Below are 17,637 nucleotides of genomic sequence, written 5' to 3' on the forward strand. Positions count from 1 at the left end.
TGTCTATTTGACAGGGGGCTGTCCAAGCCATAGCAGCAGGGGCTGGTTTTGCAGGTGTGGTAAGGCAGAGCCTGACAGTCTTTGCGGCAAATCTGGGAAGTCCGGCTGGGACTGCTGCACAGATGTCTGGCCGGAATCCGTTCATGGTGTTCGGATTTATTTTGATTCCCCTGGCTGTGTGCGGGGTGCTGGCGTTTGTTCTGCGGTTTTACAAGCTTGATGAGGAATATCCTGAAATCAGAAGAGAACTGGACCGGAGATATGCAGGGGAGGAAAATCCCACAGGATATGGAACAAAGACAATATGATTTTTGTGCTCCATTCGGTCAGAAGTGTATGTTCTGAACAAATGGAGCACTGATAAGAGAAATGATATTTTTATTTTTGCCTGGAAAAGCCCATTGCTGTCACGAAAATACCAATGAGCATTTCTCCGATGGAGAGACCCATTAGGATTCCCGAAAAGAAATCTCTGACATCACTTCCGCCGATAGAGAAGTGGACTGCAAATAGAGCGATTCCCATGGTCATGAGAATAATACCGTACAGAGATACTTTCTGGTTTTCCAGATTTTGTATTCTTTTGATCAAGTCTAAAATCTGGTCATCGTCATAAACACGTATACTGTCAGGTTCTGTTTCCTCGCCGTCCATCAATTCAGATATTGTGATATCCAGTTCCTTACATAAAGACTGGATGATGCCATAGTCAGGCATACATTTTCCTGTTTCCCATTTTGAAATGCTCTTATTGGAAATACCCAGCTTCTCAGCAAGATGTGCCTGGGTGAAATTCTTTTCCTTTCTCTTCTTTGCAATAAACATTCCGATTTCCAATTGATCCATTTTGTCGGCCTCCTCTGTATTTCATAAACACAGAATACCATTCTTGGAGCAATTTATACATCCCCTGTGGGTAGAATTTGAGGGGAATTGGCAGGGAACGGTACATTTTAATACTATTTCCTAAGATTTTCTGCAAGCTTTTCCAGATATGTTTTCTGCCACTCGTTCATTGCCGCAAGTTTCTCCATGGATGATTTCTGAAGATTCTTCAGTGTCTCTATCCCCTCTTTTGGAATGTTTGAAAAGCTTTTCAGGTTCTCTATACTTTCCAGGGACGACTGCTGTAAATTCCGCAGCGTCTCAATTCCATTCATGGCGTTTCCTGTAACAGTAATCACCTCGTCGGAGAAGCGCTTCTGGCTGACATATTCTTTACGGGCATATTTCTCTTTGACTATCTCATAGCGCTGTGCCGCCCTTGCTACGCTGTCCTCCCAGGATAGGTAAAGCGTGTTCATGGCATGCTGTCCTACCTGTGCCATCACTTCCGGATGCTCCTGTGTACGCTTTAGCAGAGAATACATGCCTTCAGCATTCTCTTCACATAGGAATCCATTCACACCATCCATGATCCCCTCTGCCGCACAACTGTCTTTTATAAGTGCACTTGCCAGTCCGCAGGCTGCCGCCTCACGAACCACAAGGCCATTTGTATCATAGCTGGAAGAAAACAGAAACAGATCTGCCCTGCAGTACCAGGCACGAAGAACATCCCTGTCATAGATTGCCCCTGTAAAGATGCATTGGTCCCTGATCCCTGCTTCTTCCGTATACTTTTCCATTTCTTCTTTGTCTTTTCCTTTTCCGATCAGGACCAGACGAAATGGTTTGTGATCTTCTTTTAATCTGCGCAGTCCGTCAAATACAATTTTTAGGCCTTTGTACCACATCATTCTTCCAACAAAGAGATAAACAGGTACACCCTCCGGCAGATCCGCTCCTTTGGCTGCTTTTTGTATATCCTCCTGTGATACACGGCCTTTTGGAATATCAACGCCATTCTGCATTACAATGTAATCACCTTTATATCCAAGGGAACGAAGGTTTTCTCCGGCCCCTTCACTGACTGTCCACACTTCATCACAGGCATTGATATTATCTACGATCAGGCTTACTGCCTGCTTCTGCAGGATGCCGGACTTGATCGTTTTGGCAATGTCTATATCAAATTTTGTGTGGTAAGTAAATACAAGCGGAACGTCAACATGTCTGCGCAGGATACGTGCCAAAACAGTGGACATAAATGGACAGTGGCTGTGGATCAGATCACAGTTTACCTCTTTTAAGTCCTTCATTGCGCTGACAGAGAACGGATAGCCTGCCCGGTAATTCAACAGCTCTGTTGTATCAAAGCTCCGGTAACGGATGACCGGGAATGGAAACTTCTCATCCTCAGCATCAGGATGGTATGGAACCGCTACATAGGCACGTCCGAAGTTTTTCTGGTAAAAAGCTGCATAATTGGTCACCGCGTTGGCAACTCCATCGATCAGTGGAGGAAAAGAATCGTTCATTAAACATATTGTATTTTCCTTTGACATAGTAATCTCCCTCTGCTTTTTTATTTTGTCCTTTGTGAGAAATGTTGTATCAGGCTGCTTAGATTTCCATATGGGGGTGATTTGGATTATCAGCATACTTTATGAATAGTATCTGTTTATTTTTTGTTTTTAAAGTATATCATGTTTATTGTGAAAGATATAGATAATTTGGCGGATTCTCTTCAATTTAGGTTGCTATTCAGCTTATAGGCTTCATAGCAGCAAAAATATGTATACAGACTGCAAAAACCACAGTCTGGCGCGTGGCCGCCTTGGGATTGCCTTTCAAATACAAGGCAGCGTCTCGCGGGACAGTGGAAGGCTGAACTGTTACCAATTTGGTCCTTTTTACTCATTATCCGGTTGCATTTAAAAGGTATTTCTGATAGAATAAAATAGAACATACGTTCTTGGGCGCTGTAGTTATTTTTAGAAAGAATATTACCGGTTGACAGCCATGTGAAAGTTTTAATATGTCCCGGTTTGTGTTATACTATATTAATATATTTCGGCCAGCTTTGCGTCACAATTTGTCCCAATGGATTTTCAGACACATTCGGGAATACCTGAACACAAAGATTTTACTAAAATCATAGTCCATAAAGAACTCTGGCCACCCAGTTTTATGTTTCTGCTTTGTATTAAAAATTTTGTTGTATAAAGGAGCACTATGACAGAAACCTATTGGTTGATAGGTAAATATATAGTTGAATGTGAACAAGAGGGGAATATTAAAGCGAAATGCGGAAAAGGACTGCTGACAACATCATCGAAAGAATTAACATTGAGATTAGGAAAAGGATATAGCCGACATAATTTAAACAACATGAAAAAATTTATTTAAAATATCCAAATTGTCAGACAGTGTCTGACAAATTAACTTGGTCTCATATATGCGAACTGATTAAACTTGATGATAGTTTGGAGAGAAACTTTTACGAGAAACAAACTGTAAATGAAAAGTGGAGTGTGCGAGAACTTCAACGTCAAATGGAGTCAGCGTTATTTATGCGGCTTGCAGTAATGCTCCAATCGGGATTATTTTGAGTAAAAATAAAGATGAACTACTTGTAGAATATGCTACCTACGGAATGGACAGTAATTTGTTTGTTTCAAAATATGAATTGTATTTACCGAATAGAAGAGAACTGGAACGATTAGTAAAGAACAATATTGAAGATGATAAAAATCATAGATAGATTCACAAGGAGAACATATGGACCATTTTAATTTAGTATCAGAATACTCCCCAACCGGCGACCAGCCCCAGGCTATCCAAGCCTTAGTAAAAGGCTTCAAGGAAGGCAACCAATGCGAGACTTTGCTTGGTGTTACCGGTTCGGGTAAGACGTTTACGATGGCAAACGTTATACAACAATTGAATAAACCAACGTTGATCATTGCGCATAATAAGACTCTGGCGGCGCAGCTATATGGAGAGTTCAAGGAATTCTTCCCGAACAATGCAGTAGAGTATTTTGTCTCCTAGCATGAGAAAGTCACAAAACAGGTGGTATTTTGTGGTATGTGGGTGGTTGAACATCCAGATGTTGTGGAAGTGGTAGTGGTGAGAGTATAGGTGAAAAGCGGGTGGATGAAGAGGTTTTGTGACTTTTCATTTCCTGCTTTTTCGGTTATAGAATGCAAAAAATTGATGTATAGGGGGTGAAAAGTTGGTAAGATAGATCGGGAGGTGTGAGAAGTAAATGGGAATAAAAATAAATGGGGTATCAATTCCGGTAGGTGGGATATCTTGGGAATATACTGAGTCTAAGAAAAAGGGTATACAAGAGATGTTTTATTATTTGGAATCAAAGAGAATTTTAACCAATCCAATGGAAATGGAGATCAAAGAGTGGAGTGAAAAATCAGCTATAGAAATAAAAAATAAACTGGTAGAAATACTTTCTAAATATGAGTATGATCGGATTACTGTAAAAATTATCAAAGCAATGATTGATACATGTAACGAATTTTTAGATGATATGCAGAAAATTGATGCAAGTGGAATTATATATAAAAATTCACAAAAGGATTGGTGTGATATGCGTTATTCTGCTGCAATGAAGAAATTTCGTAAAAATTTTAGGTATAATATAAAATTGCTTACAGAAGAATATGATATAGAATTTTTGAAAGAAATTCCAGAAGAATATTAAATAAACGAAGATGTAGAAAATGAAATAATTGGTAAATACAATTTGTGAAAGATGAAGGTAAAGCGATGCAAGATATGATGTGGCCTAGACAAGATGCGAATATTATGGATTATGGCAAAGAAAGTTTATACAAATTCAATTTAAAATGTTCGGGGAATGTAAGCGAGAACTTTTCAAAGTTTGGAGACGTTTTTTTTAAAGCAGCACATGTGATTACGGAATATATATTGGAAAGACAGAGAATTGGTGAATTAGATTGTTATTTTTTCCCAGTGGCATATTTATATAGACACAGTTTAGAATTGAAATTGAAAGCTATTGCTTTTAAATATATTGAAGATTCGGGAGAAATATTTATTAAAGAAACTTTTCATAATCTTATTAAAATTTTAGAGTATATTGAACCTTTCATAAGAGATGAAATAAACACTGATGAAGATGCATATTTATGGATGAAAGCTCTTTTTGAAGATATGAATCCTATTGATAAAGATTCAGATGCTTTTCGTTATCCTTTTAAAATTGAAATAAGGAAAGATGAAGTATGGGGAGACAAGCAGTACACAATAAAGAAGTTTTTTGAGGGACAAAAACACATCAATTTAATTGCGTTCGCAAATAAGATGGAAATAGTATTTGACATATTGTGTTCATATTATGAGAATAAAAAGAAAAGATATGAAGAGTATAAAAAATATAATACAGTTTTTTTAGAAGAAGGCGGGGAGTATTATTGCCAAAGCGTAATAGGATATGATTATAGTAAAGCATTTTATGGACCTATGGTAAAGGGATACTCTGAATCAGCAGAATATTTGGGAGATTTAATAATTGGTGATTCAAAGTTAAAAGAAACGTATTTTTTCCCAATGTGCTATCTATACAGAAATGCATTGGAATTAGAATTAAAACAAATATGGTTTGAAGAGTGTGCTTTTGGATTTCAGGAAAGATGTAAAAAGTTATCGAAGAGTAAGCACTCATTTGAAAAATTGTGGAATATGATAAATGAAGACTTAATTCGCCATTCCCAAGGAGAGGGAGATAAATCTGTTATCACATATGCAGAACGATATATATTACAAATAAATGCGTTAGATTCCTCCTCAAGTGTGTTTAGGTATCCAGTAAATAAATATGGAAGATATCATTTTGTAAAGAATAAATATGTTGATGCAAGAAATGTTGGTGAATTTTTTAAAGAAATATCTGAGTTTTTGCAGTGTGTTGATATGATGATGGATGATCATAATCAGTGTTTAGCTGATATGGCAGCTGAATATGCAGACTACTATTAAAAAATCTTGCAATATAATACATAGCCGATTGGTTCACCAAGAATCAGTCGGCTTTTTCATACCCATTTTTATACATAGCCAGTCCCGTAAAACGGATTGGCTATTAAATTTTTCGAGGAAGGAGGAAATCATATGACCAAGTGTAAAGTAATTGCCCTTGCAAATCAGAAGGGAGGAACAGCCAAGACCACAACAACATTAAATCTTGGAATTGGTCTTGCACATCAGGGGCGAAAAGTATTATTGGTCGATGCTGATCCACAGGGAGATTTAACAACTGCATTGGGGTGGACGAATGCGGACAGTCTTCCGGTTACATTGGAAACGCAGATGAAGAAGATATTACAAGATGAACCATTTGTGTATAATGAAGGCATTTTGCACCATGAAGAAGGAGTAGATATTATTCCGACCAACATTGAATTATCGGGCATGGAAATTTCACTGGTAAATGCCATGAGCAGAGAGCAGACTTTAAAGCTGTATCTGTCAGATTTGAAAAAGGATTATGATTATATTCTGATTGATTGTATGCCTAGTTTGGGAATGTTGACTATCAATGCATTAGCTGCCGCAGACAGTGTAATTGTTCCAGTGCAGGCTCATTATCTTCCATTAAAGGGTATGACACAGCTAATGAAAACAATCGGTAAGGTGCAGAGACAGTTAAATCCTAATCTGAAGATTGATGGAGTATTGCTGACACTTGCAGATATGAGAACAAAACTTGCAAGGACAACAGAGGATAGCCTTAGAGAAAATTATGGAAAGCATATCAGAATTTTCAAAACGGTTATTCCAGTGGCTATCACAGCGGCAGAAAGCAGTGCAGCAGGACAGAGCATTTATGAGTATGACAAAAATGGAACTGTTGCAAAGGCGTATGCAGAATTTACGAGGGAGGTGATTCATTGTGGCGAAAAACAGAGAAATAAACATGAATCTTCCTTCAGCAGATGACCTTTTTACAACGCAGGAAGAAAGAGACCATAAGGATCAGGAGTATGTAAAAGATATTTCTATTTATGAAATTACAGATTTCCCGAATCATCCGTTTAAGGTAAAAATGGATGATAAGATGTTGGAAACTATCGAAAGCGTGCGTGACCATGGCGTATTAGTCCCAGCACTTGTCAGGGAAAAGCCAACAGGCGGGTATGAAATGCTTTCTGGACACCGTAGAAAAATGGCAAGTGAACTGGCTGGAAAAGAGACAATGCCATGCATTGTAAGAAATCTTAGTGATGACCAAGCAGTCATTGTCATGGTTGACAGCAATCTTCAGCGAGAAGAAATCTTACCATCCGAAAAGGCATTTGCTTATAAAATGAAGCTAGATGCTATGAAGAGACAGGGACAGAGGAGAGATTTGACTTCTGTGCCACTGGCACAGAAGTTTAAAGGTAAAACTTCAAGAGAAATATTAGGTGAACAAGTTGGAGAAAGCCAAGACCAAATCCGTCGCTATATCCGCCTTACGGAACTTATCCCGGAAATCCTTGAAATGGTCGATGACAAAAAGATTTCTATGCGTCCGGCGGTGGAGCTGTCCTATTTGACGAAGGAGGAACAGGAGATATTGTACGACACCATGGAGTCGGAGGCTTGTACCCCAAGTCATGCACAGGCAATTAAAATCCGCAAATTTTCAGCAGAAGGAAGGTTAAATGAAGATGTTTTACTGTCGATTATGGCAGAGGAAAAGCCGAACCAGGTAGAGCAATGGAAAATTCCAAAGAATCGACTGAAAAAATATTTTCCATCGGGAACTTCACAGCAGAAAATGGAGGAAACCATTATCAAAGCACTGGAATTATACCGGAAACGGGAAAAAAGCAGGGAACGATAGGCATTTTGACACCAAGGGAGAAGTCTATCCGTTGGTGGTCAATGAAAAATCAGCGTTTTCCTGTTTTCCCCTCCCCACACCCTACCCCTTTGGTTTACCAGCAGATTACCAGCCGAAAAGACAATAAGGAGCCGGGAATCTCTTTTCTTTCGGCAGGTCAGAAATTCCCACATCCTGCATGGCAGCAGGGAGCAAACAGCATAAAGCAACATCAGGCGTTCCAGACGGACGTCTTTTTTGGATTGAAAAGAAAGGAATTGTAAAAAATGAAGAAGATATGGAAACGAGTGTGTACAGGGATTCTTGCCCTGACCACGATTTTAACTGCATTACCGATCACATCGGTTCAGGCAGCGGAAACACAGTATTGGACGGAATCCTCAGAGAGAGTCGGATATATTGAACATGTGATGAATGATGGAACCATTCATTCGACATTCAATGAAGGTCACATGCGAGTAGAGGGCGAAACCGCCTATTGTGTAGATATTAACACTGGATTCAAGAATGGATATAAAACCAGACATGATGCAAGTGATAGCATGAGTACTGCACAGATCGAAGATGTGGCATTGTCACTGGAGTATGTAAAGCAGTATAGAGGCAGTCATAGTAACCTGAATGGAAATCAGGGATATCTGTTGGAACAGTGCGTGGTATGGCAGAGACTTAGTGAACAGTTAGGATGGCAGTGTGATAATGTCAGAGCTGCATATTCTGAGATTTCGCAGGATATTCAGAATGAAGTGTATACAGGAGCGAGAGCATTTGTACAGGCAAACAAAGGTCGTTATAAATGTGGCGGATATATCTATACTGGAGAGGGACAGGATCTCGGACAGTTTTGGGCAGAACTGAATGTCGGAAATGCGAAGGTAAAAAAGATCACAGCAAATGAAAGTATCACAAAAGCAAATGCAATGTATTCCATTGCGGGAGCAACTTTTGGCATATTCTCAGACCAGAATTGCAGTAATCAGATTGGAACACTTACAACAAATGAAAATGGTGAGACAAATGAAGTTGAAGTGACTGCAGGGACTGTTTACATCAAAGAACTTTCTGCACCGAAGGGATATAAGCTGGATACGACAGTACACAGTCTGAAAGTTGAAGCTGGAAAAACAGCTACATTAAATGTTTCCGATGTTCCGAAAGTGACAGAGACATTGGTAGACCTGTTCAAGATTGATATGGAGACAGGAAAAGCAACTGCACAGGGAAATGCAGCACTGGCAGGAGCGGAGTTTACCTGGCATTATTATGACGGACTTTATACAAAAGATAACTTACCAGAGAGAGCAACACGTACCTGGGTTACAAAGACGGTAGCTGAAAAAGACAGTAATGGAAATATTCATTATGTGACAAAACTGGCAGATGCTTACAAAGTATCAGGAGATACATTTTACACCCAGAATGAAAAAAGCGTATTGCCACTTGGAACACTGACTGTTGAAGAAACCAAAGCACCAGACGGATATTTACTGGACGGAGCTTATATGCAGGCAGGGGACAGTACAGAGCAGATCAAAGGAATGTATCTGACACAGATCACAGAGGACGGAGAACTTGCAGTTCTTTCCGGAAGCAACCAGTATTCCGTATCTGATCAGGTAATCCGAGGTGGTGTGAAGATTCAGAAACGTGATATGGAGACAAAAGACACTAAGGCACAGGGAAGTGCTACATTAAAAGATGTAGCATTTGCAATTATTTCTCTGAACGAGAATCCGGTTCTGGTAGAAGGAAAACTGTACAAGAAAAATGAGACAGTTAAGACAATTCAGACAGGAATTGATGGAGTAGCAACAACATCGGCAGATTTACTTCCATATGGTAAATACAAACTGGAAGAAACCAAAGCACCGGAAGGTTATCTGACTGACGGGGCAAAAGCGATTGAATTTTCGATTACGGAAAATAGAAAAATAGTGGATTTAACAGGCGAAAGCCATTCCATTTACAACCAGATTAAACGTGGAGATTTGGAGGGAGTAAAGATTGGAGCAGGCACACATAAGAGACTTGCCAATGTTCCTTTTAAGATTACGAGCAAAACAACCGGAGAGAGCCATATCGTAGTAACAGATAAAAACGGTCAGTTTTCAACTGCTTCCGATTGGGCGTCTCATAAGAAAAATACAAATGCCGGAACATCCAGTGAGGACGGTATCTGGTTCGGAATTTCTGAGCCGGACGATAGCAAAGGTGCATTACTTTATGACACTTATGAGATTGAGGAGTTAGCTTGTGAATCCAACAAAGGTATGAAGCTGATTCCGGCATTTGAAGTTGTTGTCAGCAGAAATAAAGTAACCATCGATCTTGGAACGCTGACCGATGAGTATAAAAAAGAGATTACCATTCATACAACCGCAGCAGATAAAGTAACAGGTGAGAAGGTAATTGTTGCAGGAAAGAAAATAACAATTGTGGATACAGTTACTCTGGACGGTCTGGAAGAAGGCAGAAAGTATCAGTTAAAAGGCTGGCAGATGCTGAAAGAGGAAAATGCAGTACTGCTCATTGATGGAAAGCGTGTGGAGAGTGATTACACTTTTGTTGCTGACAGCGAGAAAATGAAAGTAGAAGTTTCTTATACGTTTGATACATCAGAACTTGGCGGACAGAATCTGGTTACATTTGAAGAATTATATGACCTGAAGAATCCGGAAGAACCTAAAAAAGTTGCAGAGCATAAGGACATTGACGATGAAGGTCAGACAGTCCTGATTACAGAGCGAAAGATTTCGATTCATACCACAGCAACGGATAAGAACGGTAAGAAAGAGATGGAAGCCGGAAAAGATCTGACGATCGTGGATACGGTTACTTTAGAAGGACTGGAAATTGGTACAAACTATAAGCTGTCTGGTTGGCAGATGGTTAAGGCAGAAAATGCAAAGCTGATCATTGATGGCAAAGAAGTTACCAATGATTATGAATTTACAGCGGACAAGGAAAACATGGAAGTGCAGATTGAGTTTACTTTCGATGGCAGCACTCTTGGAAGAAAACAGCTTGTAACCTTTGAAGAACTGTATGATATAACAAATCCGGAAGAACCGAAAAAGGTAACAGAGCATAAGGAAATCAACGATGAAGGTCAGACTGTAACCATCAAAGAAGTACCGGAAACACCAACCCCAGAGACACCGGGTACTACTACAAAAACCAGTAACCCTCCGAAAACAGGAGACACTGCAAATGCAATTTTATGGATAGCCATTCTGGTATTATCAGCAGCCGGAATCACAGGAGTTCGTATCTGGAATAAAAAGAAACAGGTTAAGAGATTAGGAATTGAAGAAAAGAAAGAAGAGGAGGAGTAAAACAGAGGGCGGCGATAAGCTGCCCTTTGATGATGAAATGGGAAAAAATCAGAAAGCAATAAAAGTATTACAGCGTTTATTTGATGCCGGATACGGAGCGGAAAAGGAGATTGTCAATATGGCGATGGATGAAATGCTTGCTTTGCCGGGAGTGAATGTAGCAGATCTGTGCATTATCAGTGAGCTGCAGAAAAGCATTAAGGCAAACAAAGTGATAAGCTATTTGTCAGGGAAAAAAGAAGTAAAGGAAGAAACGAAAGGAGCAGATTATGGTGGAACAACCTAAATATTTGGAAATGACATTATCACAATTGAAATCATATGTGGAATCTTCAGAGAGTAATATTTTTTTGGTTGTAGAATTTCCAAAAGGAGATCAGAAGGATGGAGAATGAATTGGAAGTTGTGAATATCCGTCTGGTAAAAGAGCCGTCTCTTTATAGTGAGCAGACGTTGGACAGTCCACAGGCTGTTGTAGAATTGATGGCGAAGGAGTTATCGCAATATGACAGAGAAGTATTTTGCATCCTGAATATGAAAAATAATGGACAGGTAATCAATATGAATCTGGTCAGTGTTGGAACAATCAATGCATCTTTGGTAATTCCCAGAGAAGTTTTTAAGAGCAGTATTCTGGCAAATGCTTCTGCAATCATTGGACTTCATAATCATCCCAGTGGCAATGTGAAACCGTCAAAAGAGGATATGATTGTTACGAGAAAGCTGCAGAAGTGCGGACAGCTACTGGGGATAGAATTGCTGGATCATATCATTGTCGGTGGAACTAATGGAAAGATGCTCAGCTTCCGAGAAGAAAAGATGTTGAATGTGACAGGAAGGATGGATTGGGAGAGATAGAAGAAAAAAGAATTAGAAGTTTTTATTTATTGTAATATTTCATGTAGCGGCATTAGTAAAATAGTGTCGCTACAAAAATTTGACTTATACATTGATATTATATGCATAACTCAAAATAAAATTGTTAAAAATAGAAAAAGAAACAATATATAACGAAAAAATCTCTAAATAAGAAAATTTACATTGACTGAGAGAAGAGTAAAACATATAATAAAGGTGGAGGTGTATAAGAATGTTAGTAAAAGTAAGTGTTGAAAATTTTAAATCTTTTGATAAAGCAGCAGAGCTGACAATGATTTCCTCAAATAAAATACGAACAAATGCAAATCACAGGTTAAAGATAAAAAGTACCCAGTTATTAAAATATGCAGTAGTTTATGGAGCAAATGCATCTGGAAAGACCAATCTGGCATTGTTCTTTAAATTTTTTAAAGATAGTGTCTGCAATGGTATTCCGATAGAAGCTACACAGATGTTTTGTAAGAATCGGCAGGAGAATAAGGAACGAGAAAGTAGTTTTGAAATTCAGATTACTGTAGGTGACAAATTTTATGCCTATGGTTTTTCTGCAGTTTTAAGCAGACGAAAAGTAACCGGAGAATGGTTATATGAATTATATCAGAATGGTTCAGCAAAATGTCTCTTTGAACGAGAAGGAAGCAAACGTCCGGTGTTAAATGATGGCATTACGCTGACAAACACAGAAAAAAATAAATTTGAAACCTATGCAGATGATTTTGAAGGAAATGAAACATCTTTGTTCCTGACAGAAATGAATCGCGGGAAAAAATATAGCACACGATCTAAATTATTGTTCTTCCGGGATGTATATGACTGGATTCAGAATCATATTTCAATCATTACACCGGATACGCCATTGATTGATCTGGAATATTATTATGATGATAATTCGCTGAAGCTGATTAACAAATTGATCAAAACATTTGATACGGGTATCAGCCAGGTAAAAATTGAAGAAATTACATTGGATGAGTTATCAAATGCATTGCCGAAATCAGTATTTGATAAGATGATGCAGCATGTAAAAAATAGAATGGAAGAGCAGGAAGAACCATCATTCAGAATGACGATGAGGTCGAAGGAAACTTTCTTTAATATCGAAGTTGAAGGACATTCTGAACCGAAGGTCACAACAATCCGGTTGCATCATAATAAGTCATTTTATGAGTTCGGTTTTGATGAAGAGTCTGATGGAACAAGAAGATTATTCGATTTGATGGATATGCTGTTGAATAAACGAGAAGATGTTCTTTATGTTGTGGATGAATTGGAGAGAAGCTTACATCCGAAACTGACAGAACGATTTTTGCAATTGTTTATGCAGCTACATGATGAGCAGCGTATGCAGCTATTGTTCACTACACATGAATCATCCATTATGGATCAGGCTATTTTTAGAAGGGATGAAATCTGGTTTGTAGAACGTAACGCAGAAAATGCAAGCTCTATTTATTCCTTAGATCGTTTCAAGGAGAGATACGATAAAGTTTTGAGCAAGGCATATCTGGAAGGCAGGTATGGTGCGATACCAGTATTTTCAACATTTGATTTTGCGCGTGCAACGAGTCAGACGGATGTGCTTGCACAGACACCTGACGACTGCCGCGACAGTGCAGAAAGTATTTCTGTACCGAGAGAGGAGGAGTAGCCTTGGCTCCAGTAAGAAGTTATACGAATTGGAATAGTAGAACTACAGATGAAGAAGAACAGATTGAGCCTTATCGTAAGTACTTTTTCATATGTGAGGGTGCAAATACTGAAACATGGTATTTCAAAAAGTTAATTGATATCCGAAAAGAGTTAAATATTCATCCATTGATCGATATCCGGTTACTTGAAAAAACAGAGGGAGACAGGGACATTTCATTTCCAAGACGTTTGATTGAATTTGCAGAAAATCAGAAAGAAAATCCGGAAATAGCATTTGATAAAGAACGAGATAAGATGATTGTTGTATTTGATGGAGATATTTTTGAAGAAAAAGTACTTGATTATGATGAATTGGTAGCAGAAGGTGAGAAGAATAATATATTAGCGGTTAGCAATCCGGCATTTGAACTGTTCCTGTTGTTGCATTATAAAAATTCATACGAAGATGATATTGAGCCAAATGCTGAACAGATTATCAAGAATGAAAAAGATGGACATCAGACATTTATCTATAAGTTGTTACTTGCTAGAACAGGAATCAATCCGAAGAAAAATGCTGCGATTGGAGAACTCGCGAAAAATATAGAGATTGCTATTGAACAGGAAAAGAAAATCAATGAGGATATTCATCAGTGTAAAGGACAGATTACATGTAATATAGGCCGGATTATTGATGAGATTCGGAAGGATGATGGAAAATAAGTTGTTAGATGAAAAATAGGGGTGGAAAGATACAGTATGAAAGCAGATAATATAAAAAACATAATCAGTGACATAGATCATCTACCGTATAGAGCAATTTTATTTGATGGAACATGGGGAATTGGAAAATCTTATGCGGTAAATGAGGCATTAGAAGCAAATCCCAATGTTTGTAAAATATCAATGTTTGGTTTGAAAGACACTAGGCAAATATATCATGAAGCTTTATTTCAATTGGCTTTAAAGAATAATATTGGTGGGAAAATAGGTGAAATAGCTAATAATATTTTAGATGGCGCATCAAAAATCTGGGATAAAGTTGGTCAGGCAAAGGAAGCAGTACAAAGTATAGTCAATGAAAGAGAAATGTTTCTATTATTGTCAAAAGAGTTTACTTCTGTTCATATTATTGTAATAGATGACTTGGAAAGAATGAGTGATGACATAAATTTGGAAGATATATTTGGAATTATAGAAGAACTCAAGCAATGTAATTATGTAAAAGTTATTGTGATTGCGAATACAGATGAAATACAATCGGACAAAAAAGTTGTATTTGAAAAGTATAATGAAAAGGTCATTGAAAGAATATATCATATTACAGAACGTGCAGAGAAAGTGACATGGAGTAAAATGAATATCCATGCAGACTTTGTTGAAAAATTCTTGGAAATCCATAAAGTCAAAAATTTACGGACGCTCGAAAAGGCGCAACGTTTTTTTGAAGATGTAAAATTGTTTTGTAATAGTGACATGAGTGAGCAATTTAAAGAAGAATTAAGGTTAATATGCTTTGCTGTTGTTGTGGAGAGTATAGAAAACTTGTACTATAAAGAAATTGATTCTGATAATACTGATTCTGTAGAAAAAATGACAAATACGATTGGAAATATGCTTCAGCATAGAATTGGCAGATATCTTTATGGAATAAAGTGTAGTACAAATTTGGTAGAAATGATACTGAAATATTATGAGGAAGGGGTACTAAATGAAGAACAATTGGAGGCTGAATACAAGTTATTTCTTAATTCAGGAGATAAGCCTAACTATTATAAGTCAGATGAGGAAATAAGGAGTGTATTACCTATTTTAAGAGAGAAAATGCTTGAAGCAAAGAGTTTGGCAGAATTAAATGAATTTGCAGATGCGTATGTTGTTTGGAGTGATGTTTTAGAGGAAAATAATGAAAGTGTTTTATCAGAATATAGAAATATTTTAGAAGAAATGCTGGAAAAAACTGTCTTAGATGGGAAAGAGGAAATGCTATCGTATTCATATGATTTGTTTCACATGTCATCGGAAAAGACAAAAAGAATATATCAAGAAGAAAATAAAGAAACGATGAAATTTTTAATAGAGACATATGTGGGATATTTGAAAAAAACAACTCATGGGAAAAAGGCTTATGAGTATTCATATAAACTTAGAAATAATTTTGATAGTAGTTATTATCATGATATTATCATATCAGAGATAGACAATTTGTATAATAAAATTTCTTTTCCAGTAGACAATGTGGATGAGGATAGATATCATACGTGTTATAATATTATGTATATTTTGTATCATTCAGATGCTGAAAAATTCTTGCAGTATTGTGAAAAAATAAAAGAAGATTGTGATAATATGTCAAGGCATAGAATAGATGTTTTGATTGAGGAGATAGTAAAAAAGTAAAAGTAAATTTACATAGCCAGATGGTTCCAACTCAAGGAATCACCTGGCTATTTTCATGCCCGGATATTACCCCCAATAATATCAATCTAAGGCAGGGAAGGAGATGAAAATTATGCCATATATACCACCATCGGTCGTGCAGGAGGTCAAGCGGATGGACTTGCTCACATACCTGAAAAATTATGAACCATACGAATTAGTTCACTTTTCCGGTAACACCTACACTACCAGAACACACGACAGTTTGAAAATATCAAATGGGAAATGGATGTGGTGGAGTCAGAGAACCGGTGGCAGATCAGCACTGGATTATCTGATTAAAGTAAGAGGATACAGTTTTTTAGAGGCGGTTGAATTGCTTGCAGAACGGGCAAATATTCAGCCGCCTCTTTCTGTATCTGAGAATGTTCCGATGGAGAAACAGTTACTGTTGCCAAAGAAAAATCAAGATGATCAAAAAGTGATTGCGTATCTTTCAGGACGAGGGATTGATAAGGAAATCATTCAGTTTTGCTTAGAGTCCGGAAGAGTTTATGAAAGTGCATTTCATCACAACGCGGTGTTTGTAGGGATGGATGAGAAAGATAATCCGAAATATGCAGCTATTAGGGGAATCGGAACCAGTTTTATCGGAGAAGCAAATGGAAGTGATAAGAACTATTCTTTTTCCATTTTCACAGAAAAATCATGTGATACGGTACATCTATTTGAGTCAGCCATTGATTTGTTATCTTATGCGACATTGGTGAAATTGGATGGGAAGGAGTGGAGAATAGAACATTTATTGTCACTGGCAGGTGTCTATCAGCCAGCAAAAGAAATTGAAAAAAGTAAAGTACCAGCAGCGTTGGCAAGAGCACTAAAAATGCATCCAGAGGTGAAGACAATCGTTCTGCATTTGGACAATGACCGTATTGGAAGACTTGCCACAAAAGCAATTTCTACAGTACTTTTGAAGCAATATCAGGTAAAAGATGTACCACCAAAACAAGGAAAAGATTACAATGATCAGCTCTGCATCAAGCTAAATCTGGCAATTACAAAGCGAGAAAAAAACACTAAAAAGAGTATGTCTGGTCATGAAAAATATGAGAGATAGAAGGTGAAAAAAGATATGAAAATTGCAAGATATGAGCTGAAGGTCGTGCATAAGAAAGAGCTGATTTTGATGATGGAAGACGATGTAGACAGCGAAGAACTGTTGAAGTTTTTTTGGGAAACACAGTTGAAAGAAGAAAAAGAACCGAGTGAATTACTTGGAATTATTGCTGAGAAAGTGTCAGAAGAAAGCTGTACGGAGCAGTGTGAAAGTTGTCAAAAGTATTGTCCGGCAAGTGAAGAATGTATGGCAACTGATGAAAATGTACGATGCACAAAGTGTGAATACTTGTGTGAAACTTGCGGGATTTGTGAACTGAAAGAATAAAAAAAGCAAGTGCTTTTTCGGCAAGTAAATCTTCTGATACCCGGAACAGTGAGACGGGTGCAGAAGAATACACAATACCAGCAAGCAACGCCTTTGGATTGCCACACAGGTTTCCTGTCTGGCAGTCTGCGGCAGCTTGTCAGGGGAATCCCTGAAGCCCTCAGAAAATGAAAAAGGAGAAAGTAACAATGTTGAAGTTTATTTGTGGAGTATTAGTAGGTGGCATTATAGGAGTAGTGTTGATGTGCCTGTTGCAGATTAACAAGATTCAGTAG

General features: G+C 37.9%; 17 protein-coding genes and 2 pseudogenes. 17 read left to right on the forward strand and 2 right to left on the reverse strand.

Features of this window, described 5'->3' with window-relative positions; all coding sequences use genetic code 11:
* The first annotated feature begins 56 nt into the window (after nucleotides 1–56).
* Nucleotides 57–308, forward strand: a complete 252-nt coding sequence (locus BLCOC_RS05425) for a hypothetical protein (protein ID WP_115624648.1) — start codon at nucleotides 57–59, stop codon at nucleotides 306–308.
* 70 nt (nucleotides 309–378) lie between these two features.
* Here BLCOC_RS05425 and BLCOC_RS05430 read toward each other — a convergent pair whose 3' ends face one another.
* Nucleotides 379–846: a helix-turn-helix domain-containing protein gene (locus tag BLCOC_RS05430; RefSeq protein WP_115624649.1), complete on the reverse strand. Its 468-nt coding sequence runs from the start codon at nucleotides 844–846 to the stop codon at nucleotides 379–381.
* Between the two features lie 113 nt (nucleotides 847–959).
* Complete coding sequence (locus BLCOC_RS05435) at nucleotides 960–2,387, reverse strand: glycosyltransferase (protein ID WP_115625548.1); 1,428 nt, start codon at nucleotides 2,385–2,387, stop codon at nucleotides 960–962.
* A 670-nt stretch (nucleotides 2,388–3,057) separates the two neighbouring features.
* On the opposite strand from BLCOC_RS05435, the pseudogene BLCOC_RS27490 reads away from it, so the two are divergent.
* The 16 genes and pseudogenes from BLCOC_RS27490 to BLCOC_RS05515 all read left to right on the forward strand — a co-directional run bounded on the left by BLCOC_RS27490 (nucleotide 3,058) and on the right by BLCOC_RS05515 (nucleotide 17,637).
* Nucleotides 3,058–3,434 (forward strand): annotated as a pseudogene (locus BLCOC_RS27490) (DUF1016 N-terminal domain-containing protein).
* Nucleotides 3,350–3,586, forward strand: a complete 237-nt coding sequence (locus BLCOC_RS27495; protein WP_242999039.1) for a PDDEXK nuclease domain-containing protein — start codon at nucleotides 3,350–3,352, stop codon at nucleotides 3,584–3,586. Before BLCOC_RS27490 ends, BLCOC_RS27495 begins: the two are co-directional and overlap by 85 nt.
* A gap of 17 nt (nucleotides 3,587–3,603) precedes the next feature.
* Nucleotides 3,604–3,873: pseudogene (locus tag BLCOC_RS05450) on the forward strand (DEAD/DEAH box helicase family protein); the annotation flags it as partial.
* 220 nt (nucleotides 3,874–4,093) lie between these two features.
* Entirely contained in the window at nucleotides 4,094–4,546 is a 453-nt protein-coding gene (locus BLCOC_RS05455) for a DUF6650 family protein (RefSeq protein ID WP_115624650.1), read from the forward strand.
* A gap of 44 nt (nucleotides 4,547–4,590) precedes the next feature.
* On the forward strand, nucleotides 4,591–5,844 hold the full coding sequence (locus tag BLCOC_RS05460) for a hypothetical protein (RefSeq protein ID WP_131918281.1): 1,254 nt from the start codon (nucleotides 4,591–4,593) through the stop codon (nucleotides 5,842–5,844).
* 132 nt (nucleotides 5,845–5,976) lie between these two features.
* Nucleotides 5,977–6,804 carry a ParA family protein gene (locus BLCOC_RS05465; protein ID WP_115624652.1) on the forward strand — a complete coding sequence of 276 codons (828 nt, stop codon included), beginning with the start codon at nucleotides 5,977–5,979 and terminating at the stop codon, nucleotides 6,802–6,804.
* Nucleotides 6,782–7,693 carry a ParB/RepB/Spo0J family partition protein gene (locus BLCOC_RS05470; protein ID WP_330412253.1) on the forward strand — a complete coding sequence of 304 codons (912 nt, stop codon included), beginning with the start codon at nucleotides 6,782–6,784 and terminating at the stop codon, nucleotides 7,691–7,693. Before BLCOC_RS05465 ends, BLCOC_RS05470 begins: the two co-directional genes overlap by 23 nt.
* Before the next feature lie 266 nt (nucleotides 7,694–7,959).
* Entirely contained in the window at nucleotides 7,960–11,028 is a 3,069-nt protein-coding gene (locus tag BLCOC_RS05475; protein ID WP_115624655.1) for a VaFE repeat-containing surface-anchored protein, read from the forward strand.
* A complete protein-coding gene (locus BLCOC_RS05480; RefSeq protein ID WP_115624656.1) occupies nucleotides 11,000–11,314 on the forward strand; it encodes a hypothetical protein in 315 nt (104 codons plus the stop codon). The genes BLCOC_RS05475 and BLCOC_RS05480 overlap by 29 nt, the downstream gene beginning before the upstream one ends.
* Nucleotides 11,315–11,412: 98 nt before the next feature.
* Complete coding sequence (locus tag BLCOC_RS05485) at nucleotides 11,413–11,886, forward strand: JAB domain-containing protein (RefSeq protein WP_006426187.1); 474 nt, start codon at nucleotides 11,413–11,415, stop codon at nucleotides 11,884–11,886.
* Nucleotides 11,887–12,118: 232 nt separating this feature from the next.
* The gene (locus BLCOC_RS05490; RefSeq protein WP_055171612.1) at nucleotides 12,119–13,555 is read left to right on the forward strand and encodes an AAA family ATPase; all 1,437 of its coding nucleotides are present in this window, start codon (nucleotides 12,119–12,121) and stop codon (nucleotides 13,553–13,555) included.
* A gap of 2 nt (nucleotides 13,556–13,557) precedes the next feature.
* The gene (locus tag BLCOC_RS05495) at nucleotides 13,558–14,259 is read left to right on the forward strand and encodes an RloB family protein (RefSeq protein WP_021740722.1); all 702 of its coding nucleotides are present in this window, start codon (nucleotides 13,558–13,560) and stop codon (nucleotides 14,257–14,259) included.
* Between the two features lie 36 nt (nucleotides 14,260–14,295).
* Nucleotides 14,296–15,936: a P-loop NTPase fold protein gene (locus tag BLCOC_RS05500; RefSeq protein WP_115624657.1), complete on the forward strand. Its 1,641-nt coding sequence runs from the start codon at nucleotides 14,296–14,298 to the stop codon at nucleotides 15,934–15,936.
* Nucleotides 15,937–16,048: 112 nt separating this feature from the next.
* Nucleotides 16,049–17,035: a DUF3991 and TOPRIM domain-containing protein gene (locus BLCOC_RS05505; protein WP_115624658.1), complete on the forward strand. Its 987-nt coding sequence runs from the start codon at nucleotides 16,049–16,051 to the stop codon at nucleotides 17,033–17,035.
* Nucleotides 17,036–17,050: 15 nt separating this feature from the next.
* On the forward strand, nucleotides 17,051–17,362 hold the full coding sequence (locus BLCOC_RS05510) for a hypothetical protein (RefSeq protein WP_115625549.1): 312 nt from the start codon (nucleotides 17,051–17,053) through the stop codon (nucleotides 17,360–17,362).
* A 188-nt stretch (nucleotides 17,363–17,550) separates the two neighbouring features.
* Nucleotides 17,551–17,637 (forward strand): DUF3789 domain-containing protein, encoded by an 87-nt coding sequence (locus BLCOC_RS05515; protein WP_101872451.1) that lies wholly within the window; start codon nucleotides 17,551–17,553, stop codon nucleotides 17,635–17,637.

Origin of the sequence: Blautia coccoides, assembly GCF_034355335.1 — a bacterium.
GTDB classification, from domain to species: Bacteria; Bacillota; Clostridia; order Lachnospirales; family Lachnospiraceae; genus Blautia; species Blautia producta.